The organism is Klebsiella sp., assembly GCF_027492335.1.
GTDB classification, from domain to species: Bacteria; Pseudomonadota; Gammaproteobacteria; order Enterobacterales; family Enterobacteriaceae; genus Klebsiella; species Klebsiella huaxiensis.
The window spans coordinates 15,054-37,749 of record NZ_JAPUEW010000062.1 but is presented as its reverse complement, the minus strand read 5'-3'; the positions used below and the strand labels follow the sequence as shown (position 1 = coordinate 37,749).

At 51.1% G+C, this 22,696-nt stretch carries 21 protein-coding genes; 2 read left to right on the top strand and 19 right to left on the bottom strand.

Translation table 11 applies throughout. From position 1 onward, the window contains the following. Window positions 1-371: 371 nt before the first annotated feature. The gene (phoU, locus tag QVF11_RS18595) at window positions 372-1,097 is read right to left on the bottom strand and encodes a phosphate signaling complex protein PhoU (protein WP_110276025.1); all 726 of its coding nucleotides are present in this window, start codon (window positions 1,095-1,097) and stop codon (window positions 372-374) included. Between phoU and QVF11_RS18590 the strand changes: the two genes are divergently transcribed. Then, window positions 1,096-1,254, top strand: a complete 159-nt coding sequence (locus QVF11_RS18590) for a hypothetical protein (protein ID WP_167492842.1) — start codon at window positions 1,096-1,098, stop codon at window positions 1,252-1,254. The genes phoU and QVF11_RS18590 overlap by 2 nt on opposite strands. Here QVF11_RS18590 and pstB read toward each other — a convergent pair. From pstB to glmU, 6 genes are all read right to left on the bottom strand, one after another. After that, the gene (pstB, locus tag QVF11_RS18585; protein ID WP_110276026.1) at window positions 1,235-2,008 is read right to left on the bottom strand and encodes a phosphate ABC transporter ATP-binding protein PstB; all 774 of its coding nucleotides are present in this window, start codon (window positions 2,006-2,008) and stop codon (window positions 1,235-1,237) included. The genes QVF11_RS18590 and pstB overlap by 20 nt on opposite strands. 47 nt (window positions 2,009-2,055) lie before the next feature. Continuing rightward, complete coding sequence (gene pstA / locus QVF11_RS18580; RefSeq protein ID WP_112215604.1) at window positions 2,056-2,946, bottom strand: phosphate ABC transporter permease PstA; 891 nt, start codon at window positions 2,944-2,946, stop codon at window positions 2,056-2,058. Beyond that, window positions 2,946-3,905: a phosphate ABC transporter permease PstC gene (gene pstC / locus QVF11_RS18575; protein WP_112215603.1), complete on the bottom strand. Its 960-nt coding sequence runs from the start codon at window positions 3,903-3,905 to the stop codon at window positions 2,946-2,948. Before pstC ends, pstA begins: the two co-directional genes overlap by 1 nt. Before the next feature lie 127 nt (window positions 3,906-4,032). Further along, entirely contained in the window at window positions 4,033-5,073 is a 1,041-nt protein-coding gene (gene pstS, locus QVF11_RS18570; RefSeq protein WP_287858617.1) for a phosphate ABC transporter substrate-binding protein PstS, read from the bottom strand. 339 nt (window positions 5,074-5,412) lie between these two features. After that, window positions 5,413-7,242, bottom strand: coding sequence for a glutamine--fructose-6-phosphate transaminase (isomerizing) (gene glmS, locus QVF11_RS18565; RefSeq protein ID WP_112215600.1), 1,830 nt, complete (start codon window positions 7,240-7,242; stop codon window positions 5,413-5,415). A gap of 182 nt (window positions 7,243-7,424) precedes the next feature. Next, window positions 7,425-8,795, bottom strand: a complete 1,371-nt coding sequence (glmU, locus tag QVF11_RS18560; protein ID WP_287858616.1) for a bifunctional UDP-N-acetylglucosamine diphosphorylase/glucosamine-1-phosphate N-acetyltransferase GlmU — start codon at window positions 8,793-8,795, stop codon at window positions 7,425-7,427. Between the two features lie 345 nt (window positions 8,796-9,140). Here glmU and QVF11_RS18555 point away from each other — a divergent pair, with 345 nt between their 5' ends. Beyond that, window positions 9,141-11,312: a right-handed parallel beta-helix repeat-containing protein gene (locus QVF11_RS18555; RefSeq protein ID WP_287858614.1), complete on the top strand. Its 2,172-nt coding sequence runs from the start codon at window positions 9,141-9,143 to the stop codon at window positions 11,310-11,312. Window positions 11,313-11,714: 402 nt separating this feature from the next. On the opposite strand, the gene QVF11_RS18550 is transcribed toward QVF11_RS18555, so the two are convergent. The 12 genes from QVF11_RS18550 to mioC form a co-directional block, all read right to left on the bottom strand. Continuing rightward, window positions 11,715-12,134, bottom strand: a complete 420-nt coding sequence (locus QVF11_RS18550; protein WP_004107274.1) for a F0F1 ATP synthase subunit epsilon — start codon at window positions 12,132-12,134, stop codon at window positions 11,715-11,717. A 20-nt stretch (window positions 12,135-12,154) separates the two neighbouring features. Further along, the gene (gene atpD / locus QVF11_RS18545; RefSeq protein WP_004107276.1) at window positions 12,155-13,537 is read right to left on the bottom strand and encodes a F0F1 ATP synthase subunit beta; all 1,383 of its coding nucleotides are present in this window, start codon (window positions 13,535-13,537) and stop codon (window positions 12,155-12,157) included. 26 nt (window positions 13,538-13,563) lie between these two features. Beyond that, window positions 13,564-14,427, bottom strand: a complete 864-nt coding sequence (atpG, locus tag QVF11_RS18540; protein WP_112215597.1) for a F0F1 ATP synthase subunit gamma — start codon at window positions 14,425-14,427, stop codon at window positions 13,564-13,566. Between the two features lie 50 nt (window positions 14,428-14,477). Next, window positions 14,478-16,019 carry a F0F1 ATP synthase subunit alpha gene (gene atpA / locus QVF11_RS18535; RefSeq protein ID WP_112215596.1) on the bottom strand — a complete coding sequence of 514 codons (1,542 nt, stop codon included), beginning with the start codon at window positions 16,017-16,019 and terminating at the stop codon, window positions 14,478-14,480. Window positions 16,020-16,031: 12 nt separating this feature from the next. Further along, complete coding sequence (gene atpH / locus QVF11_RS18530; protein ID WP_112215595.1) at window positions 16,032-16,565, bottom strand: F0F1 ATP synthase subunit delta; 534 nt, start codon at window positions 16,563-16,565, stop codon at window positions 16,032-16,034. Between the two features lie 14 nt (window positions 16,566-16,579). Further along, window positions 16,580-17,050 (bottom strand): F0F1 ATP synthase subunit B, encoded by a 471-nt coding sequence (gene atpF, locus QVF11_RS18525; protein WP_004107293.1) that lies wholly within the window; start codon window positions 17,048-17,050, stop codon window positions 16,580-16,582. A gap of 56 nt (window positions 17,051-17,106) precedes the next feature. Next, on the bottom strand, window positions 17,107-17,346 hold the full coding sequence (gene atpE, locus QVF11_RS18520) for a F0F1 ATP synthase subunit C (RefSeq protein WP_000429386.1): 240 nt from the start codon (window positions 17,344-17,346) through the stop codon (window positions 17,107-17,109). A gap of 47 nt (window positions 17,347-17,393) precedes the next feature. Continuing rightward, window positions 17,394-18,209: a F0F1 ATP synthase subunit A gene (gene atpB, locus QVF11_RS18515; protein ID WP_112215594.1), complete on the bottom strand. Its 816-nt coding sequence runs from the start codon at window positions 18,207-18,209 to the stop codon at window positions 17,394-17,396. 8 nt (window positions 18,210-18,217) lie between these two features. Next, the gene (gene atpI, locus QVF11_RS18510; RefSeq protein WP_287858602.1) at window positions 18,218-18,598 is read right to left on the bottom strand and encodes a F0F1 ATP synthase subunit I; all 381 of its coding nucleotides are present in this window, start codon (window positions 18,596-18,598) and stop codon (window positions 18,218-18,220) included. 616 nt (window positions 18,599-19,214) lie between these two features. Next, window positions 19,215-19,838, bottom strand: coding sequence for a 16S rRNA (guanine(527)-N(7))-methyltransferase RsmG (gene rsmG, locus QVF11_RS18505; protein WP_287858601.1), 624 nt, complete (start codon window positions 19,836-19,838; stop codon window positions 19,215-19,217). Window positions 19,839-19,952: 114 nt separating this feature from the next. Then, window positions 19,953-21,842 (bottom strand): tRNA uridine-5-carboxymethylaminomethyl(34) synthesis enzyme MnmG, encoded by a 1,890-nt coding sequence (mnmG, locus tag QVF11_RS18500; RefSeq protein WP_142513504.1) that lies wholly within the window; start codon window positions 21,840-21,842, stop codon window positions 19,953-19,955. A gap of 381 nt (window positions 21,843-22,223) precedes the next feature. Further along, window positions 22,224-22,664, bottom strand: a complete 441-nt coding sequence (mioC, locus tag QVF11_RS18495) for an FMN-binding protein MioC (protein WP_287858600.1) — start codon at window positions 22,662-22,664, stop codon at window positions 22,224-22,226. Window positions 22,665-22,696: the final 32 nt, after the last annotated feature.

Genomic DNA, 22,696 nt, shown 5'->3' with positions numbered 1-22,696 from the left:
AAACCTGAAGCAAATCACCTGTATAAAACAGCGTAATTTGCTTCAGGTTTTGCCCGCATCGCGGTAACAACCCCAGTATCTTGCTGATAGTGGATTCTTTGGCAAAAAAAAACCTGACATCACCATGTGAATGGCGACATCAGGTTTTGCCTGCTTACGCAGTAACAATCCAGAGTTTTTAATTCGAGCCTTGTAATGACAAGTTACCCGATTAATGGTCCGTATTGTTGCGCTATAAAAATCAAATAACAATTAATGAAATTATTATTTGTGACGAAAATCTCACCAATCTTACTTAATTAAAACAAGACAATCACAAACCATCACCAACCCTGATAATTCCATTTATCAGGATTGACACTAATGATTTATCACTCTTTGGGGTCTTTTCCCGCCAGCAGTTTATCCAGCTCGTCGCCGCCAACATGACGGAAATCCTGACCTTTAACGAAGTAGAAAATATATTCACAGATATTCTGGCAACGGTCGCCGATACGCTCAATCGAACGAGCGCAGAACAACGCGGTCAACACGCTTGGAATAGTGCGCGGGTCTTCCATCATATAGGTCATTAGCTGACGCACAATGCCTTCATATTCCTGGTCGACTTTCTTGTCTTCACGGTAGATACGCACTGCTTCGTCCAGATCCATACGAGCGAAGGCATCCAGCACATCGTGCAGCATCTGCACGGTATGCCGCCCCAGCGATTCCAGGCTCACCAGCAGTGGTTGGTGCTGATGAGAGAATTTCTCCAGCGCAGTGCTACAGATTTTATCCGCCACGTCGCCGATACGCTCCAGCTCTGCGATGGTTTTGATGATCGCCATCACCAGACGCAGGTCGCTGGCAGTCGGCTGACGTTTAGCAATGATGCGCACGCAGGCTTCATCGATCGCTACTTCCATCATATTGACCTGTTTATCGCCATCGATAACGCGCTTCGCCAGTTCGCTATCCTGGTTATGCATCGCGGTGATCGCATCAGAAAGCTGCTGCTCCACCAGCCCACCCATGGTCATGACCTGAGTGCGGATGTACTCCAGCTCGGCGTTGAACTGGCCGGAAATATGTTTGTTAAGGTTTAAATTGTCCATGAATTCTCCTGATGCCCAAAATATTTCAAGCGAGAACAAGGCGGCAACTGCGCGAATCCTCGGGAGCGTAGCCTACTACGTGACCGAGGTGAGCAAAGGCAGCCAACGCGGTTATCGGTTGAAAGATGAAGGACATATCAACCGTAGCGGCCAGTAATATAATCTTCAGTCTGCTTCTTAGCGGGCTTGGTAAACAGGTCGTCCGTGTTGCTGAATTCAATCAGCTCGCCAAGATACATAAATGCCGTATGGTCGGAGCAACGCGCAGCCTGCTGCATGTTGTGGGTCACGATAACGACGGTGTAATCCTGTTTCAGTTCGGTGATCAGCTCTTCAATGCGCCCGGTAGAGATCGGGTCCAGCGCTGAGCAAGGCTCATCCAGCAGCAGGACTTCCGGACGAATCGCGATACCGCGCGCGATACACAGACGCTGCTGCTGACCACCGGAGAGAGAATATCCGCTCTGATGCAATTTATCTTTGGTTTCATTCCACAATGCGGCTTTGGTCAAAGCCCACTGCACGCGCTCGTCCATATCCGCACGAGAAAGTTTCTCAAACAGACGCACGCCAAAAGCGATGTTGTCATAGATAGACATCGGGAACGGCGTCGGCTTCTGGAATACCATGCCCACTTTCGCACGCAGCAGAGCGATATCCTGGGTGTTGGTCAGAATATTATCGCCATCCAGCAGAATTTCGCCTTCCGCGCGCTGCTCCGGGTACAGCTCAAACATCTTGTTGAACGTACGCAACAGCGTGGATTTACCGCAGCCTGACGGACCGATAAACGCCGTAACCTGGTTTTTGGTGATATCCAGGTTGATGTTTTTCAGGGCATGGAATTTTCCGTAGTAGAAGTTCAGGTTACGAACTGAAAGCTTACCCGGGGTTGCATTCACCATACTCATCTCGTTCTCTTCCTCATTCGACGCCGCATTTCGCCGCGCCGCAAAAATTAACCGTGTTTATTCTTCGCGAAAATAACGCGCGCCAGAATGTTCAGCAGCAATACGCACAGGGTGATAATCAATACCCCGGCCCATGCCAGTTGCTGCCACTCCGCAAACGGACTCATGGCAAATTTGAAAATGGTCACCGGCAGGTTAGCAATCGGCTGCATCATATCGGTGCTCCAGAACTGGTTGGAGAGCGCGGTAAACAGCAGCGGTGCCGTTTCCCCGGCGATACGAGCGATAGCCAGCAAGATACCGGTCATGATGCCGGATACCGATGCTTTCAGGGTGATAGCAGAAATCATGCGCCACTTCGGCGTCCCCAGCGCATAAGCCGCTTCTCGCAGGCTGTCTGGCACCAGTTTCAGCATGTTTTCCGTGGTACGAATAACGATAGGCACCTGCAGCAGAGCCAGCGCAATCACGCCTGCCCAGCCGGAGAAGTGCTGCATCTGCGCCACCACGATGGTGTAGACAAACAGGCCGACAACAATCGAAGGTGCAGAAAGCAGGATATCGTTAATAAAGCGGATAACTTCGGCCAGCCAGGATTTACGGCCATATTCCGCCAGATAAATCCCCGCCATAATGCCCAGAGGTGTGCCGATAACCGTCGACCACAGGATCAACAGGCCGCTACCCGCCAGGGCGTTAGCCAGACCGCCCCCCGCCGTATTCGGCGGCGGCGTCATTTCGGTAAACAGCGCCAGGCTCATACCATCAATACCGCGGGTGACGGTAGACATCAGGATCCAGATAAGCCAGAACAGACCAAACGCCATGGTCGCCATCGATAGCGTCAGGGCAAGGCGGTTTTTCATGCGGCGTTTTGCCTGCATTTTACGGCGAGATTCGGCCAGCTCAGCGGTAGTTTGTAGTTCAATCGTCGCCATTAGCGTGCCCCTTCGTTCTTAGCCAGACGCATAATCATAAACTTCGACGCGGCCAGAACAATAAAGGTGATAACGAACAGAATCAGCCCTAGTTCCATCAATGCGGCAACGTGCAGACCGGTTTCCGCCTCGGCAAATTCATTCGCCAGCGCAGAGGTGATACTGTTGCCCGGCATAAACAACGAGGCGCTATCAAGCTGGTAGGTGTTGCCGATAATAAAGGTCACCGCCATGGTTTCCCCCAGCGCACGTCCCAGACCGAGCATCACCCCGCCGATAACGCCGTTTTTGGTAAAGGGCAGAACGATACGCCAGATAACTTCCCACGTCGTACAACCGATACCGTAAGCGGACTCTTTCATCATCACCGGCGTCTGTTCGAAAACATCACGCATAACGGCAGCGATGTAAGGAATGATCATGATAGCCAGAATGACGCCAGCCGCCAGAATACCGATACCAAACGCCGGACCCGCAAAGAGCGCGCCTACGAACGGAATGGTCGACAGGACGTTGCCAACCGGTTCCTGGAAGTAGGTCGCAAATAGTGGGGCAAAAATAAACAAGCCCCACATGCCGTAAACGATACTGGGGATCGCTGCCAGAAGTTCAATGGCAATACCCAGCGGGCGCTTCAGCCAGGCTGGCGACAGTTCCGTCAGAAACAGTGCGATACCGAAACTCACCGGTACGGCGATCAGCAGCGCGATAAATGAAGTAACCAGCGTCCCGTAAATAGGTACGAGGGCACCGAAAATCTGGTTCGGCGCATCCCACTCTTTGGTCCATAAGAAGGCAAAGCCGAATTTTTCAATGCTTGGCCAGGAAGAGATAATGAGGGAGACGATGATGCCGCCCAGCATCAATAGCACAATCAGCGCCGCCAGTTTTACCAGCACGCTGAAAATTATGTCACCCTTTTTCCCCGGAGGGTTGAATGCCGGCTTGGTTGCAGCCATAGGTTACTCTTTACGTATTAATGCTTATTCGAATAAATGCCCGGTGGCGAATCGCTCCCGAGCCTACAGTTTCAACCGTAGGGCGGGTAACGTGAACGCACCCGCCATCTTCGTCAAAAATATCGTGTTAGTACAGCGCTTTACCGCTGCTGTCTTTCACGTTGGTCTTCCATGCTGCGCGAATCTGCTCAACAACGCTTTCCGGCAGGGTTGCGTAGTCCAGTGCGTTAGCTTCTTTGCCGCCGTTTTTATACGCCCAATCGAAGAACTTCAGCACTTCAGCGGTCTGCTCAGGCTTAGTAGAAGCCTTGTGAACCAGGATGAAGGTGGTTGAAGTAATCGGCCATGCATTTTCACCTTTCTGGTTAGTCAAATCCTGTGCAAAGGATTTGCTCCAGTCGATTTCTTTCGCGGCGTTAGCGAAGTTATCTTCAGTCGGGCTAACCGGCTTGCCGTCAGCGGACAGCAGCTTGGTGTAAGCCAGGTTATTCTGTTTAGCGTAGGCATACTCAACGTAGCCGATAGAGCCAGGCAGACGCTGAACGAAAGCGGCGATGCCGTCGTTGCCCTTGCCACCCAGACCGGTCGGCCAGTTTACGGTAGAGCCGGCACCAATTTTAGATTTCCACTCTTCGTTCACTTTCGCCAGGTAGCTGGTGAAAACGAAGGAAGTACCGGAACCATCAGCACGACGAACCACCGCGATGTTCTGAGAAGGCAGCTTCATACCAGGATTGAGCTTAGCAATCGCGGCGTCATCCCATTTTTTGATTTTACCCAGGTAGATATCACCCAGCGTTTTACCGTCGAGCACCAGCTCACCGGATTTCACTCCCGGCAGGTTAATCGCCAGCACCACGCCGCCGATAACGGTCGGGAACTGGAACAGGCCTTCCTGAGCCAGTTTGTCATCAGCCAGAGGAGCATCAGAAGCACCGAAATCTACGGTGTTGGCAGTGATTTGTTTTACGCCGCCAGAGGAGCCGATACCCTGGTAGTTGACTTTGTTACCAGTTTCTTTCTGATAGGTATCTGCCCATTTGGCATACACCGGCGCGGGGAAAGTTGCACCTGCGCCAGTCAGGCTTGCTGCTGCAAAAACAGAGAAAGCGCTCATCGATAAGGTCGCGGCGACAACTGTTGCGACGGTGGTACGTATAACTTTCATAATGTCTCCTGCTGGATTCGTAAATCATTGTTTCGAAGCTATGGTGAGCAAAATAGGACAAACAGGTGACAGTAAAATGTACGAATTATTACAGTTTTATGACACACAAAAAGGCAGGATTTCACGACAAATAAAAACAATATAAATCATATTGTTAGTAATGATAATAACGAACGATTTACCGGAAAATTTTATTTTTATGACAGCAAAAATCGGAGTTAAAGATGACAGTCTGTCATAAAACAGGTGCGATACATTCTTTAGCCAGCAGATCAAAAAACGATCTCCAGATAAGAAAAGGGCCGCCAGATGGCAGCCCTGTCAGTGATGTAAAAATCGTTATTCCACGGTAACTGATTTCGCCAGGTTACGCGGCTGGTCGACGTCAGTCCCTTTGATCAGTGCGACGTGATACGCCAGCAGCTGTAGCGGTACGGTGTAGAAGATAGGCGCAATCACCTCTTCGACATGCGGCATCTCGATGATGTGCATATTGTCGCTACTGTTAAAACCCGCATCGCCGTCTGCGAAGACATATAGCTGGCCGCCTCGGGCACGAACCTCTTCAATATTGGATTTTAGCTTCTCCAGCAGCTCGTTGTTCGGTGCCACCACCACTACCGGCATTTCAGCGTCAATCAACGCCAGCGGGCCGTGCTTCAGCTCTCCAGCGGCGTAGGCTTCAGCGTGAATGTAGGAGATCTCTTTCAGCTTCAGTGCCCCTTCCAGGGCAATCGGATACTGATCTCCACGACCAAGGAACAGCGCGTGATGCTTGTCAGAGAAATTCTCGGCCAGAGCTTCAATGCGTTTATCCTGCGAGAGCACCTGCTCAATGCGGCTCGGCAGAGTCTGTAAGCCATGAACGATATCGTGTTCGATAGCGGCATCCTGACCTTTCAGGCGAGCCAGTTTCGCCACCAGCATCAGCAGAACGGTCAATTGCGTAGTAAACGCTTTAGTCGAGGCAACGCCAATTTCCGTTCCGGCATTGGTCATCATCGCCAGATCGGATTCGCGTACCAGAGAAGAACCAGGAACGTTACAAATCGCCAGAGACCCGAGATAACCCAGCTCTTTCGACAGGCGCAGACCAGCCAGCGTATCCGCCGTCTCGCCGGACTGGGAGAGGGTGATCATCAGGCTGTTACGACGTACGGCAGATTTGCGATAGCGGAACTCAGAGGCGATTTCGACGTCGCACGGAACCCCTGCCAGTGATTCAAACCAGTAGCGGGATACCATCCCTGAGTTATAGGAGGTTCCGCAGGCGATAATCTGAATATGCTCAACCTGAGACAGCAGTTCGTTGGCCTGCGGACCCAGCTCGCTCAAATCAACCTCGCCGTGGCTGATACGCCCGGAAAGTGTGTTTTTGATAGCATTCGGCTGCTCGTAGATCTCTTTCTGCATGTAGTGGCGATAGATACCTTTATCACCCGCGTCATATTGCAGATTGGATTCAATATCCGGGCGCTGCACTTCTGCACCCGATTTATCAAAAATAGAAACCGAGCGGCGGGTCACTTCCGCGATATCTCCCTCTTCAAGGAAGATAAAACGGCGGGTAACTGGCAGCAGCGCCAGCTGATCGGAGGCAATGAAGTTTTCACCCATCCCCAGACCGATAACCAGCGGGCTTCCTGAACGAGCAGCCAGCAGCGTACCTGGATCGCGGGTATCCATAATAACGGTGCCGTAAGCGCCACGCAGTTGAGGAATGGTACGCAGCACGGCATCACGTAGCGTGCCGCCCTGCTTCAGTTCCCAGTGCACCAGGTGCGCAATAACTTCGGTGTCCGTCTCGGAGACAAAGACATAGCCCCGGGACTGCAACAGCTCGCGCAGCGGCTCATGGTTTTCGATGATCCCGTTATGCACTACCACAATATGGTCAGAAACATGCGGATGCGCGTTACCTTCAGATGGCTCACCGTGCGTCGCCCAGCGGGTATGGGCAATGCCGGTACCGCCGTGTAAAGGATGTTCTTCTACCGCCTGAGCCAGTATCTGTACTTTCCCGAGGCGACGAACGCGGTTCATATGACCTTCGTTATCGACGACTGCCAGACCTGCGGAGTCATAACCGCGGTATTCCAGACGACGTAAACCTTCAAGAAGGATTTCAGCAATATCACGCTGCGCGACTGCGCCAACAATTCCACACATAGTTTTTAATTCCGATTTTGGCTGTATGCCATGCGTTGTCGGTCAACCTGTTTGCCCGTATCTCGGGCGCCCCGAGCCTTGTAGAGAGTGGGGTTATTTTTATGGGTACTGCCGTGGGGGGAGGATTATATTATCCCCTCACCCCGCTCCTTCTCCCCAATAAGGGCGAAAGAGAAATAGCGTTACTTTTTCTTCACCGGACGCTGCCAGCCCTGTTTATGGACCTGCGGCACGCGGCTTATAACGAGTTCGTTATCGGCAACATTACGCGTTACCGTTGTTCCTGCGGCAATGGTCACACCTTTACCTACGGTTACCGGAGCGACCAGTTGGCTATCAGAGCCAACGAACACGTCATCGCCAATCACCGTTTTGTGCTTATTTGCGCCATCATAGTTACAGGTGATGGTGCCCGCGCCGATATTAACGTTATCGCCAATCTCAGCATCGCCAAGGTAGGACAGATGACCGGCCTTAGAGCCTTTACCCAGACGCGCCTTTTTAATTTCGACAAAGTTGCCGACATGCGCTCCTTCCAGCAACTCTGCGCCCGGACGCAGACGTGCGAACGGCCCGATAGTACAGGCGGCTTTCAGATAAGCATCCTCCACCACCGTATAGGGACTGATCTCGCAATCATCGCCAATGGTGCTGTTTTTAATGACACATCCGGATCCAATCTTCACCCGATCGCCCAGCACCACGTTGCCCTCGAGGATAACGTTAGTATCAATTTCGACATCGCGCCCGTGTTTCAGCGTGCCGCGTAAGTCAAAACGCGCCGGATCAAGCAGCATGACGCCCGCCAGCAGCAGTTTTTCTGCCTGTTCAGACTGAAAAACGCGTTCAAGGCGGGATAATTGTAGACGGTTATTCACGCCTTCCACTTCACTTAACCGCTGAGGATGAACAGCCGCAATTTCATGACCTTCTTCGTAGGCCATGGCGATAATATCGGTGATGTAGTATTCACCCTGGACGTTGTTATTGGTCAGCTTAGCCAGCCAGCGTTTCAGATCCGCGCCGTTAGCGACCAGGATCCCGGTATTAATTTCCTTAATCTGTCGCTGCTCTTCGCTGGCATCTTTGTGCTCAACAATCCCCGTCACCGTGCCGTTATCACGCGTAATGCGGCCATAGCCGGTCGGATCGTCAAGTTTTACCGTCAACAGACCGATACCGCCCTGCGGTTTCGCTTCTCGCAACCGTTTTAATGTTTCAACGGAAATCAACGGCACGTCACCGTACAGCATCAGGATATCTTCATCGTCGCTGAAGAACGGCGCCGCCTGCTGCATGGCATGACCGGTACCAAGCTGTTCGGCCTGTAAGACCCAGTTAAGATTATCTTCATGCAGCGTCTGGCGGAGCAGATCGCCGCCGTGCCCATAAACCAGATGCACGGCAGATGCTCCTAATTCTTTAGCTGCATCAATGACATGCTGCACCATTGGCTTTCCAGCCAGCGAATGCAACACTTTGGGAAGATCGGAATACATGCGGGTACCTTTGCCTGCGGCAAGAATAACCACGCTCATCGGACTGTTTGACATACGCATCCTGACTGCTGTTGGAACGAAAAGTAAAAGCCTTTCACGTTGAAATATCTACATATTTTTCATCATGAAACGAGACGAAGATAAAACGCACAGGCTTTACGCTATACACCATTTTAGGGCGCTATTTTTAGCCAGCGCAAACCCATTTAGTGCAAAAAAATCATTTTAGCTAGCCGTTACAGCGGCTATCTCTCTGCTTTTACTGTTTTTTTGACACCTGAATAAAGAAAACCAACAAAATAAAACACGGTTTTAATATTCATTAATTGTGACGCAATAAATAGAAACAGCATTTCATTTTCCTGATAATGCCGCTTAATAATTACCCAGGAGAAAAGAATGAATAACAAAATATCTTTGGCATTAACCCTTTGCAGTTCGATGATCGCGCTACCGCTACAGGCCAACGAAGGCCATCAGTGGCGGGCAATCGCCTTTGGGCAATCCACAGACAGCAACTTTTCCTCTAACGTTCTGCCGGAAAAGATTGGCGTCAATGATGTCACCATCGCCGGTAAAAAGCTGACGCCGCAAGACGCCGCCGATCTTAGCCAGCCAATTACTATCGAGAGCCGCGGCGGTAAAATTGCTAACTCCCATGACGGGTTGACCTTCTTTTATACCGAACTACCGACTAACCAGAATTTTATCCTGCAGGCAATGGTGACCGTCAATCAGTTTGGCCCGGAAAATGGTGCTCGTCCGGCAGCGCAGGAAGGCGCAGGGCTGCTGGTCCGCGATGTGATAGGCAATGCGCGTCAACAGCCGCTCAAGGTCGGCTACGAAGAGTTTCCTGCGGCATCCAATATGCTGATGAACGCCATTATGACGCAGGATAAAAAAGATCACTCGCATATCAAGCTGCAGGCTATCAGCCGGGAAGGGATTACCCAGCCATGGGGTAACGCGGGCGCATCGATACAGCGCCAGAGCTATAAAGAGAAAATCGATTTACAGCAAACCCCAACTTTTCAGCTCAAGCTGGAGCGCACCAACGACGGATTTATTACCTCATGGGCAGCAACAGACAGCAATGATTGGGTTAGTCAGCAGGTTCCTCACGCTGACCTGATCGCTCAGCAGGATAAGGAACATTACTACGTTGGTTTCTTCGCCTCCCGTAACGCAAAAATCACCATCAGCCATGCTTCACTCACTACCTCAGCAGCAAATACAATCCCCTCAGCGCCGTACGTCGCCAAAAGCTGGCCTCCTGTGATGCAAATTAGCTCAAGCGCAAAGAGCCAGAGCAAAGAGTACGTACTGCAGGCGCGCACCAATAGCGACGGGAACATAACCGTTCGTCAGGATGAAGTGGTGATCGGGCAAGATAAAGAAGTAAAAGCCGGAGAGATGTTTACCCAGCCTGCTGTTCTGAAAGATAAAAGCACTTTTGAAATCACCTTTACCCCATCCACCAGCGCAAAAGTGCTGACTCAAACGCTGACGGTAGAACAGAGTCACAACGTGACTGGCAGCACACTCTACGCAGCGCCTGAAGGGCAAGCGCAGGCCAAAGGCACGGCAGAGTCGCCGTTGGATTTAGCCTCCGCCGTCGAGCTCGTACCTGCTGGCGGGGAAATTATATTAGCCGCCGGAGACTACCCGCAAACCGTCATCCCTCTGAGCGCCAGCGGCCTGAAAGACAAAACCAAGACCCTGAAAGCCGCCGGTAAAGCGGTAATACACGGGCTACTGCTGGATGCCAGCTACTGGCATATCAATGGCATTGAAATTACGGATAAAAGCCTGCGCGTGCAGGGTAGCCATAACCTGATTGAAAACGTTATCGCTTATCGTAACGATGATACCGGGATTCAAATTTCCTCTCCGGCAGATGTTGGACGCCCGCTATGGGCCAGCTATAACCGGGTCGTGAATTCAGAATCCTACAGTAATGAAGATCCGGGCAAAATTAACGCCGATGGTTTCGCGGTGAAAATGCGCGTAGGGGAGGGTAACCGTCTGGAAGGCTGCTACTCGCACGATAATATCGATGACGGATTCGACCTGTTCAATAAGATTGAAGATGGCGCTAACGGCGTAGTGGTGATCGAGAATTCAATTGCCCGCGATAATACCAGCAACGGTTTCAAGCTTGGTGGAGAAGGGCAGCCAGTAGCCCATGAGGTGCGTAACAGTATCGCCATCGGTAACCACCTGGACGGTTTCACCGATAACTTCAACCCCGGAAAGCTGCTGGTGGTAAACAACGTCGCAGTGGATAACCAGCGCTTCAACTATATCTTCCGTCCAAGCCCGTACGGCGCACCGGAAACACAAGGTTCTTTCAGCGATAACCTTTCGCTACGCAGCCAGCCGGGGAAATATGACGATGCCGTTGTCGGGAATATTGATGATAGCAACTACTTTATCCACGGCGGTAGAAGCATCAACGCTCAGGGGAAAAGCATTAACAGCGCCGACTACCAGAGTCTTGCCCTGCCGGACCCGCTGATGCGTAATGCCGATGGGAGCTTTGATACCGGTAATTTCCTCAGCCGCAACTAGAAAACACAAAGGTCGCCACAGGGCGACCTTTTTACGTTCTTTCCTGCCTCACACCGCATGTGTTGTCGTTTTAGTTAGCGGTACAGCGCAAAAGCAGTCTGGAGAGTTTGATTCTTAGTTATTGAACGTACCGAAGGTAACGTTCATAGCACTGAAGAAAGCGACGATTTTATTAAGCAGTTTCATGATGATTTCCTGGATAGCGATTACGTTTTTGATGAATTATTTTTGTGACTAACATCACAAAAACAAGTCTACGCTTCATTTTTTAATCGATCAACAAAAATGAGATATTCATCACAAAATTTTTAAACTACCTTTTTAGTTTTGATATTTCTGAAACGAAGCCATAAAAAAAGCCAGCCTGGAAACCAGACTGGCTTTTTAACTTTCAAGCCGGTGTTACATCGCTTTTTTGGTCAACTCGATAACGCGCAGTTTAGCGATCGCTTTGGCCAGTTCCGCAGACGCCTGAGCGTAATCCACGTCACCATGAGAGCTCTTAATGTGCTCTTCAGCCTTACGTTTCGCTTCCAGAGCTCGCGCTTCGTCGAGATCCTGGCCACGAATTGCCGTATCAGCCAGAACGGTCGTACTGCCCGGCTGCACTTCGAGAATGCCGCCTGACAGGTAGATAAACTCTTCGTGACCGTGCTGCTTAACGATGCGAATCATACCAGGCTTAATGGCGGTGAGCAGCGGTGCGTGACCCGGGTAAATACCCAGTTCACCTTCACTACCCGTTACCTGGATTTTCTCGACCAGACCAGAGAACATTTGCTTCTCTGCGCTGACGACGTCCAGGTGGTAAGTCATTGCCATATCACCCTCCGATTAAGGCGTTAAAGTTTTTTGGCTTTTTCCACGGCTTCGTCGATAGAACCGACCATGTAGAACGCCTGCTCCGGCAGGTGATCGTATTCGCCTTCCATGATGCCTTTAAAGCCACGGATGGTGTCTTTCAGGGAGACGTATTTGCCCGGAGAACCGGTAAATACTTCTGCCACGAAGAACGGCTGGGACAGGAAGCGCTGAATCTTACGTGCGCGAGCTACCACCAGTTTATCTTCTTCAGACAGTTCATCCATACCCAGGATGGCGATGATGTCTTTCAGTTCCTGATAACGCTGCAGGATGGACTGAACGCCACGAGCGGTGTCGTAGTGCTCCTGACCAACAACCAGCGGATCCAGCTGACGGCTGGTAGAGTCCAGCGGGTCAACGGCTGGGTAGATACCCAGAGATGCGATCTGACGGCTCAGTACCACGGTTGCATCTAAGTGAGCAAAGGTGGTTGCTGGAGACGGGTCAGTCAAGTCATCCGCAGGTACGTATACTGCCTGTACGGAAGTGATAGAGCCGGTTTTGGTGGAAGTGATACGTTCCTGCAGAACGCCCATCTCTTCCGCCAGAGTCGGCTGGTAACCTACCGCTGAAGGCATACGGCCCAGCAGTGCGGATACTTCAGTACCGGCCAGGGTGTAACGATAGATGTTGTCAACGAACAGCAGTACGTCACGACCTTCGTCACGGAACTTCTCAGCCATGGTCAGACCGGTCAGCGCAACGCGCAGACGGTTTCCCGGCGGCTCGTTCATCTGGCCATACACCAGGGATACTTTGTCGATAACGTTGGAGTCGGTCATTTCGTGGTAGAAGTCGTTACCCTCACGAGTACGTTCACCTACGCCCGCAAACACGGAGTAACCGGAGTGCTCGATCGCGATGTTACGGATCAGCTCCATCATGTTTACGGTTTTACCTACACCCGCACCACCGAACAGACCCACTTTACCGCCCTTAGCAAACGGACACATCAGGTCGATAACTTTGATGCCGGTTTCCAGCAGTTCCTGAGAGTTTGATAACTCTTCGTAGGAAGGTGCTGCGCGGTGGATAGCCCAACGCTCTTCTTCGCCGATGTCGCCTTTCATGTCTACCGGTTGGCCCAGTACGTTCATGATACGACCCAGCGTTGCTTTACCTACCGGGACTTCGATCGGGTGCTCAAGGTCTTTGACTTCCAGACCACGACGCAGACCGTCGGAAGAACCCATGGCGATGGTACGAACGATACCACCACCGAGCTGCTGCTGAACTTCCAGCACCAGATTCTCACTACCATTTTGTACCTCAAGAGCCTCGTACACGCGCGGTACGGCATCCTGAGGGAATTCGACGTCGACCACGGCGCCGATTACCTGGACAATTTTTCCAGTAGCCATCTTGAATCCTCTACGAATTAACCTGGTTATACCGCGGATGCTCCACCGACGATCTCGGTGAGTTCCTGAGTAATGCTGGCCTGACGAGCTTTGTTGTATACCAACTGCAGCTCTTTAATCAGGCTGCCGCCATTGTCGGTCGCGGCTTTCATCGCCACCATACGTGCGGCCTGCTCGCTGGCCAGGTTTTCTACCACGCCCTGATAAACCTGAGATTCCACATAACGACGCAGCAGGGTATCCAGCAGCGCTTTCGGATCGGGTTCATACAGGTAATCCCAGGATTTACGCTTCAAGTCATCATCTTCTGATGCCGGTAGCGGCAGCAGCTGAGTGATGGTTGGAACCTGAGACATGGTGTTAATAAATTTGTTGCTGACAATATACAGCTTGTCCAGACGGCCTTCATCGTAGGCCTGCAACATCACTTTTACCGGACCGATCAGTTCGGACAGGGATGGGTTATCACCCATACCGGTCACCTGGGCGACAACATTGCCGCTAACGGAATTAAAGAACGACACGCCCTTAGAGCCGATCATTGCGAGTTCGCACTGAACACCTTTATCGGACCATGTTTTCATTTCCGCCAGCAGCTTTTTGAACAGGTTAATGTTCAAGCCACCACACAGACCACGGTCGGTAGACACCACCAGGTAGCCCACGCGTTTAACGTCGCGTTCTTCCAGGTAAGGGTGCTTATATTCCAGATTACCGTTCGCAAGGTGACCAATCACTTTGCGCATGGTATCTGCATAAGGACGGCTGGCCGCCATGCGCTCCTGCGATTTACGCATTTTGGAAGCGGCGACCATTTCCATCGCTTTAGTGATCTTTTGCGTGTTCTGGACGCTTGCGATCTTACTACGTATCTCTTTTGCGCCGGCCATGAGCTTCTCCTCAATGCCTTGCGGCCTGCCCTAAAGCAAGCCGCCAGACTTTACCAGGATTGGGTTGCTTTGAAGGAATCGAGGATGCCTTTCAGCTTGCCTTCGATTTCGTCGTTATAGCCACCGGACTGGTTGATCTCTTGCATCAACGGAGCGTGATCACGGTCGACATAAGCCAGCAGAGCAGCTTCGAAGCTACCGATTTTCGCCAGCTCTACATCCGCCAGATAACCACGTTCTGCCGCGAACAGAACCAGAGACTGCTGCGCAACGGACATCGGCGCATACTGTTTCTGTTTCAGCAGTTCAGTCACTTTCTGACCGTGGTCCAGCTGCTTACGGGTTGCATCGTCAAGGTCAGAGGCAAACTGGGAAAACGCCGCCAGTTCACGATACTGCGCCAGCGCGGTACGAATACCACCGGACAGTTTCTTCATGATCTTGGTCTGAGCAGCACCACCAACACGGGATACGGAGATACCCGGGTTAACCGCAGGACGAATACCGGAGTTAAACAGGTTGGTTTCCAGGAAGATCTGACCATCGGTAATGGAAATTACGTTGGTCGGAACGAACGCAGAAACGTCACCCGCCTGGGTTTCGATAATCGGCAGCGCAGTCAGAGAACCGGTTTGACCTTTCACTTCACCTTTGGTGAAAGCTTCAACGTATTCAACGTTAACACGTGCAGCACGCTCCAGCAGACGAGAGTGGAGGTAGAATACGTCGCCCGGGAACGCTTCACGTCCTGGCGGACGGCGGAGCAGCAGGGAGATCTGACGGTAAGCAACAGCCTGTTTAGACAGGTCATCATAAATGATCAGCGCGTCTTCACCGCGATCGCGGAAGTATTCGCCCATTGCGCAACCGGCATACGGTGCCAGGTATTGCAGTGCAGCGGATTCAGATGCGGTTGCAACCACAACGATGGTGTTAGCCAGCGCACCGTGTTCTTCCAGTTTGCGTACCACGTTAGAAATGGTGGACGCTTTCTGGCCGATAGCCACGTAGACGCACTTAATGCCGGAATCACGCTGGTTGATGATGGCGTCGATTGCCAGAGCGGTTTTACCGGTCTGACGGTCGCCGATGATCAGTTCACGCTGACCACGACCGATTGGGATCATGGCATCGACGGATTTATAACCGGTCTGTACCGGCTGATCGACGGACTGACGTTCGATTACGCCCGGAGCGATAGCTTCAACGGCGGAGAAGCCGTCATGCTCCAGCGGGCCTTTACCATCAATCGGTGCACCCAGGGTGTTAACCACACGGCCCAGCAAGCCACGGCCAACCGGAACTTCCAGGATACGGCCAGTACATTTAACCTTCATGCCTTCGGCAAGGTCAGCGTACGGACCCATCACAACGGCACCTACGGAGTCGCGCTCCAGGTTCAGTGCGATAGCGTAACGGTTACCCGGCAGTGCGATCATCTCACCCTGCATACAGTCGGCAAGACCGTGAATGCGGATAACACCGTCACTAACAGAAACGATAGTACCTTCGTTATGAGCCTCGCTCACAACATTGAACTGAGCAATGCGCTGCTTGATCAGTTCGCTGATTTCGGTGGAATTCAGTTGCATGCTCCAGTCCCCTTAAGACTGCAAGACGTCTGCAAGGCGCTCAAGACGGCCGCGTACGCTGCCATCAATGACCATATCACCCGAACGGATGATTACGCCTGCCATTACAGACTTATCGATTTTGCAATTCAGCTTAACTTTGCGTGACAGACGTTTTTCCATCGCGCTGGCGATTTTCGCAAGCTGTTCTTCACTCATTTTGTTGGCAGAAATAACTTCTACCTCTGCGGTTGCCTCACTGGCAGCACGCAGGTGAATGAACTGCTCAAGAACATCAGGGAGCGCTTTCAGACGACCATTTTCAGCCATTACCCGAATCAGGTTTTGACCATTTTCGTCCAGTTGCTCACCACAAACCGCGATAAACGCATCAGAGAGCGTTTCCGGTGCCAGTGCACCAGAGAGTAGCTCTGCCATTTGTTCGTTTTTAGTCACTTCAGCGACAAACGCCAGCATATCCTGCCAGCGTTCAACACTGTTGTGTTCGACGGCAAAGTCAAAAGCTGCTTTGGCGTAGGGGCGAGCTACCGTTACAAATTCAGACATCAGCCCCTCCCTCCTTACAGTTCAGCGACAAGTTTATCCACGATGTCGCTGTTAGCAGCTTCATCCACGGAACGTTCGATGATCTTCTCGGCGCCAGCAACAGCCAGGATAGCGACCTGCTTACGCAGCTCCTCACGAGCACGTTTACGTTCGGCATCGATTTCAGCCTGCGCCTGTGCGACGATTTTGGTGCGTTCCTGTTCTGCTTCCGCTTTAGCTTCATCCAGAATCTGAGAGCGACGCTTGTTCGCCTGCTCGATGATTACCTGGGCTTCCGCTTTCGCTTTTTTCAGCTGGTCGGTCGCGTTGGCCTGTGCAAGGTCCAAATCTTTCTTAGCGCGTTCTGCAGAAGCTAAACCGTCAGAAATTTCTTTCTGGCGCTTTTCGATGGCAGCCATTAACGGCGGCCATACGTACTTCATGCAGAACCATACGAAGATAACAAACGCGATGGCCTGGCCGAGGATTGTTGCGTTCATGTTCACAGCACAATACCTCTTAAAAAATAACTCTGTGGCTTAGGTTTCTTTCGAACAACTTACTACGCGACGGCGAACATCACGTACAGACCCAGACCTACAGCGATCATCGGGATAGCATCCACCAGACCCATAACGATAAAGAACTGAGTACGCAGCAGAGGAATCAGATCCGGTTGACGCGCTGCGCCTTCCAGGAATTTACCCCCGAGGATGCCGATACCGATCGCAGCACCGATTGCCGCCAGACCCATCATCACAGCGGCAGCCATGTACAGCAGATCCATATTCAGGTTTTCCATGACAGTCTCCAGTTTGTTTCAGTTAAAACGTAGTATGTTGGTAAAAATCAATGCTCTTCAGATGCCATCGACAGATAGACGATCGTCAGAACCATGAAGATGAAGGCTTGCAGCGTAATAATCAGGATGTGGAAAATGGCCCACGGCACATTCAGAATCCACTGTGACCACCACGGCAACAGACCAGCAATCAGAATGAAAATCAGCTCACCGGCATACATGTTGCCGAACAGTCGCAGACCCAGAGATACTGGTTTAGACAGCAGGCTTACCCCTTCAAGGATTAAGTTGACAGGAATGAACGCCCAGTGATTGAACGGCTGCAGGGTCAGTTCTTTAACGAACCCACCTACGCCTTTCATTTTGATGCTGTAGAAAAGAATCAGGATAAACACGCCAAGCGCCATCGACAGGGTGATGTTCACGTCAGCAGACGGAACCACGCGCAGTGCAGGCAGGCCGAAAATGTGTTCACCGATGTATGGCAACAGGTCGATTGGCAGCAGGTCCATCAGGTTCATCAGGAATACCCAAACGAACACGGTGAGGGCCAGCGGAGCAATAACCTTGCTCTTGCCATGGTACATATCTTTAACGCTGCCATGGACGAAGCCGATGATCATCTCGATAAAGGTCTGGAATTTCCCTGGTACGCCGCTGGTGGCCTTTTTGGCTACGCTGCGGAACATCAACAGGAACAACAGACCGAGCACCACCGAGAAGAACATGGAGTCAATGTTGAGCGTCCAGAAGGTGGCCGGGGGGTTATGCGGATCCACCAGCGAGAAAGTACGCAGGTCCAACTGAAGGTTATTCAGATGGTGTCCTATGTATTCCTGCGGCGTCATATTTTCTGAAGCCATGATGCCTTTTACCCTTTGTTGTTAATTACAGCTGGCGCCAGAATTTGTACCACCAGCACCAAAACCCACGTCACTATCAGCGGCAAAAACACCACTTTGAAAACCGCCAGCGCCACCGCCAGAAGGGCGAAGGTCAGCAACACCTTAAAAGCTTCACCGAAGGCGAAGGTCCAGGCCACTCGGCCTTTAGCTGGTGTATGCGCCTGATGACGCCAGGCAAAAATCATAAATATCATGTTTGGCAACACAACAGCCAAACCTCCGCAAACGGCAGAGATGCCCCAGAAGGGGTCTTTGAGGCTGAACAGCAGTCCACTTGCTATTACTGCCAGTAACTGAATAAACAGAAGCTTACGAGCAACGTTTCGACTCAAGAGCGACACAGACATCACGTTTTTACTCCTGCTCCCTTTGAGGTATGTCGCGTGTCGTATAAAACGTCCTTTAAGACGAAGAGTCAAGCATCAAAAAGCGGACAAATTATACGGTGACGCCCCGTGATTTCAAACAATAAGTAGCAAAATAGTGAATAAATGTTTAATTATTTTCAAAGGGACAACTTTTCATGCTTTTCACCAATCTGTGAGCGGTCATGCAAAACTGCAAATAGCGAGAAAACACGGCAATCAAAGCGTGCATCAGATCACATAATAGACATTTTTGCCGTAATTGAATTAATTCTGTACATAAAACGTAAGTTTTCATCCTTTTGATATTCAACATAAAAAGTAGGTATTCTTTCTAAAACAACCCTATATACAATGAAAACCTTTTATTGACATTTATAATAAAAATTTAACATCCGTATGAAGCATCAGCAGCTCGATTTTTAGCACACTGATATTTTCAACGTTGACTATTCATCGGAGAAAGCAACAAGTCAAAGTTAACTGAAAGAAAAACCATGGTAAAAATAAGGTTAACAATGATCCGATAATACCCTGCAGTGACTTTTATTTTTGTAACATGCTTGAGCCATCTTTTTTTCACATTTTTTGATAAAAATTAAATCATTTTTGGTTGAATCACCACCAGGTGGCGCTCCCCTTCCAACTGAGGAACATGCAGCTCAATAATCTCATTAACCACATACCCTTGCGGAAGATTTGCCATTTCATCTTCCTGGACTAAACCTTTGAGCGCATAGAAGTGTCCGTTCTCTGCGGGTAAATGATGGCACCAGCTCACCATGTCATTCAGAGACGCAAATGCGCGGCTAATCACGCCGTCAAACGGCGGCTCTGCCGGAAACTCCTCCACACGGCTTTGTACCGGGGTGATGTTCTCCAGTTTTAGCTCATGCTGGACCTGTCGGAGGAAGCGCACGCGTTTGCCAAGGCTGTCCAGTAAGGTGAAATGGGATTCAGGACGTACGATAGCCAGCGGGATCCCCGGCAGCCCAGGACCGGTGCCCACATCAATAAAACGAGTTCCTTTAAGGTGCGGCGCAACAATGATGCTATCGAGAATGTGGCGAACCAGCATCTCGTTCGGATCGCGAACGGAGGTCAGGTTATAAGCCTTATTCCACTTATCCAGCATGCCCACATAGGCTACCAGCTGATTTTTCTGGTGATCGGTAAGCGAAATACCTGCTTCAGCCAGCAGACGAGAAAGTTTGTTAAGCACGGTCAATACCTGTCTAAAAACAATGAGCCCGGAGGCGATAACGCTTACCGGGCTGATGAATTAAAAGGGCGGATACGAATGCGCTATCCGCCAAATATCTCTATCAGGGAAAGATCAGGCGCTACGACGCAGCATTCCCTGTTTTTTCAGCCACACCAGTAGAATAGAGATTGCCGCTGGCGTAATACCAGAAATACGCGATGCCTGTCCTATTGAGGACGGTTTGTGATCGTTGAGCTTAGCAATCACCTCGTTCGACAATCCGTTCACCAGCCGGTAATCAAGTGTTGCAGGCAGCAAGGTATTTTCATTGCGCTGCTGCTTTTCGATCTCATCCTGCTGACGAGCGATGTAGCCTTCATACTTAACCTGAATCTCCACCTGCTCAGCAGCTTGCTTATCTGCAAGACCTGGTGAGAATGGTGACATCTGCACCAGCTGTTCATAGGTCATTTCAGGACGACGAAGTAAGTCTTCCCCGCTTGCTTCACGAGAAAGTGGCGCAGTCAGGTGAGCGTTCACTTCCGCAGCGCTTTCTGCCAGCGGATTAACCCAGCTGGATTTTAGACGCTGACGTTCACGCTCAATGCTTTCCAGTTTCTCGTTGAAACGCGCCCAGCGTTCGTCATCCACCAGACCCAACTCACGACCCTGTTCGGTCAGACGCAGGTCAGCATTGTCTTCACGCAGCATCAGACGATATTCCGCCCGCGAGGTAAACATACGGTACGGTTCTTTGGTCCCAAGAGTGCACAGGTCGTCCACCAGCACGCCGAGATAGGCCTGAGAGCGGCCCGGCGCCCAGCCCTCTTTCTCAGCAGAGAAACGGGCGGCGTTCAGGCCAGCGAGCAGGCCCTGCGCTGCGGCTTCTTCGTAGCCGGTGGTACCGTTAATCTGCCCAGCGAAGAACAGGCCATGGATAAATTTGCTTTCCAGCGTCGGCTTAAGATCGCGCGGGTCGAAGAAGTCGTACTCAATAGCGTAGCCAGGACGGACGATTTTTGCATTTTCCATCCCCTGCATTGAGCGAACGATTTGCATCTGGACATCAAACGGCAGGCTGGTAGAAATGCCGTTTGGATAAATTTCATTGGATGTCAGACCTTCCGGCTCCAGAAAAATCTGGTGCTGATTGCGATCGGCAAAGCGCATGACTTTGTCTTCGATCGACGGACAGTAACGCGGGCCGATCCCTTCAATCACCCCAGCATACATAGGGCTGCGATCGAGGTTATTGCGGATAACGTCGTGGGTTTTCTCGTTGGTATGAGTGACATAGCACGGTACCTGACGTGGGTGCTGGGAAGCATTGCCCATAAACGAGAAGACCGGCATTGGATCATCGCCGTGCTGCTGCGCCAACACGCTGAAATCAATGGTTCTTGCGTCAATACGCGGTGGAGTACCCGTTTTCAGGCGGCTTACGCGCAACGGAAGCTCGCGTAGACGGCGAGACAGGGGGATCGATGGCGGATCGCCAGCACGGCCACCGCTGTAGTTATCCAGACCGATATGAATCTTGCCATCCAGGAATGTACCAACGGTCAGAACAACCGCCTTCGCGCGGAATTTGAGGCCCATTTGGGTCACGGCACCGACGACACGATCGTTCTCAACAATCAGATCCTCAACAGCCTGTTGGAAGATCATCAGGTTCGGCTGGTTTTCCAGCGCGGTGCGTACAGCCTGGCGATAGAGCACACGGTCTGCCTGAGCGCGGGTAGCCCGAACTGCCGGGCCTTTGCTAGCGTTTAGTATCCTAAACTGGATACCAGCATGGTCAATTGCCTTCGCCATCAGGCCGCCAAGCGCATCCACTTCTTTTACCAGGTGTCCTTTCCCAATGCCGCCAATCGCCGGGTTGCAGCTCATCTGCCCCAGGGTGTCGATATTGTGTGTCAAAAGCAGAGTCTGTTGACCCATTCGCGCTGCGGCCATCGCGGCCTCAGTGCCTGCATGACCCCCGCCAATGATGATGACGTCAAAAGGATCCTGATAAAACATGGTGGTATGCCTCGCGTAAAGCGGTTTGAAAATGGATTGAAGCCCGGGCCGTGGATTCTACTCAACTTTCGGCTTTCGAGAAAGCACCGGGATCTTGAGTATTAAAAAGAAGATCTTTTATTTAGAGATCTGTTTTATTGTGATCTCTTATTAGGATCGACGATATCTGTGGATAAGTCAGATCCACGATTTAAGATCAAAAACTTAAGAAGGATCACTCTCTGTGAATGATCGGTGATCCTGGTCCGTATAAGCTGGGATCAAAATGAAGGGTTATACACAGCACAAAAATCATTCAAGGGTTATACTTTGGATAATTACCGGTTGATCCAAGCTTTTAAGCATAGTTATCCACAGAAGAAACGAGGATCTTTACAATTCTCATAGCAAATTTTTCCAGGATCCAAGCCAAATCTCTGCTGGATCTTCAGGAATCTCATGTTCGAGGACATTAATCTTCAGCGTTTCGCCGATCTGTTTTGCCCCACATGCTATGAGCGCCGCCTCGATTTTATCAATAGCTCCACAGAAGGTGTCATATTCACGACTACCGATGCCGATCGCGCCAAAGTGGACCGCAGAAAGATCGACTTGCTTCTCCTGAAGCGCTTCATAGAAAGGCAGTAAGTTATCGGGAATATCGCCAGCACCATGAGTGGAAGAGATAACCAGCCAGATTCCTTCGGCCCGCAGATCCTCAATCAACGGACCGTGCTGGATAGTGGTGCCGTGACCAGCTTCTTCCAGCTTTTCCGCCAGATGTTCTGATACATATTCTGCGCTACCCAGAGTACTGCCGCTGATAAGAGTTATGTCTGCCATGATCGCCCGCTCCACTATTCAGAGTGGCGTAT

What these genes read in the sequence shown, in the direction of transcription:
- QVF11_RS18590 (WP_167492842.1), top strand. Translation starts at nt 1,096, where the DNA reads ATGAATTCTCCTGATGCCCAAAATATTTCAAGCGAGAACAAGGCGGCA.
- phoU (WP_110276025.1), bottom strand. Translation starts at nt 1,097, where the DNA reads ATGGACAATTTAAACCTTAACAAACATATTTCCGGCCAGTTCAACGCC.
- pstB (WP_110276026.1), bottom strand. Translation starts at nt 2,008, where the DNA reads ATGAGTATGGTGAATGCAACCCCGGGTAAGCTTTCAGTTCGTAACCTG.
- pstA (WP_112215604.1), bottom strand. Translation starts at nt 2,946, where the DNA reads ATGGCGACGATTGAACTACAAACTACCGCTGAGCTGGCCGAATCTCGC.
- pstC (WP_112215603.1), bottom strand. Translation starts at nt 3,905, where the DNA reads ATGGCTGCAACCAAGCCGGCATTCAACCCTCCGGGGAAAAAGGGTGAC.
- pstS (WP_287858617.1), bottom strand. Translation starts at nt 5,073, where the DNA reads ATGAAAGTTATACGTACCACCGTCGCAACAGTTGTCGCCGCGACCTTA.
- glmS (WP_112215600.1), bottom strand. Translation starts at nt 7,242, where the DNA reads ATGTGTGGAATTGTTGGCGCAGTCGCGCAGCGTGATATTGCTGAAATC.
- glmU (WP_287858616.1), bottom strand. Translation starts at nt 8,795, where the DNA reads ATGTCAAACAGTCCGATGAGCGTGGTTATTCTTGCCGCAGGCAAAGGT.
- QVF11_RS18555 (WP_287858614.1), top strand. Translation starts at nt 9,141, where the DNA reads ATGAATAACAAAATATCTTTGGCATTAACCCTTTGCAGTTCGATGATC.
- QVF11_RS18550 (WP_004107274.1), bottom strand. Translation starts at nt 12,134, where the DNA reads ATGGCAATGACTTACCACCTGGACGTCGTCAGCGCAGAGAAGCAAATG.
- atpD (WP_004107276.1), bottom strand. Translation starts at nt 13,537, where the DNA reads ATGGCTACTGGAAAAATTGTCCAGGTAATCGGCGCCGTGGTCGACGTC.
- atpG (WP_112215597.1), bottom strand. Translation starts at nt 14,427, where the DNA reads ATGGCCGGCGCAAAAGAGATACGTAGTAAGATCGCAAGCGTCCAGAAC.
- atpA (WP_112215596.1), bottom strand. Translation starts at nt 16,019, where the DNA reads ATGCAACTGAATTCCACCGAAATCAGCGAACTGATCAAGCAGCGCATT.
- atpH (WP_112215595.1), bottom strand. Translation starts at nt 16,565, where the DNA reads ATGTCTGAATTTGTAACGGTAGCTCGCCCCTACGCCAAAGCAGCTTTT.
- atpE (WP_000429386.1), bottom strand. Translation starts at nt 17,346, where the DNA reads ATGGAAAACCTGAATATGGATCTGCTGTACATGGCTGCCGCTGTGATG.
- atpB (WP_112215594.1), bottom strand. Translation starts at nt 18,209, where the DNA reads ATGGCTTCAGAAAATATGACGCCGCAGGAATACATAGGACACCATCTG.
- atpI (WP_287858602.1), bottom strand. Translation starts at nt 18,598, where the DNA reads ATGTCTGTGTCGCTCTTGAGTCGAAACGTTGCTCGTAAGCTTCTGTTT.
- mnmG (WP_142513504.1), bottom strand. Translation starts at nt 21,842, where the DNA reads ATGTTTTATCAGGATCCTTTTGACGTCATCATCATTGGCGGGGGTCAT.
- mioC (WP_287858600.1), bottom strand. Translation starts at nt 22,664, where the DNA reads ATGGCAGACATAACTCTTATCAGCGGCAGTACTCTGGGTAGCGCAGAA.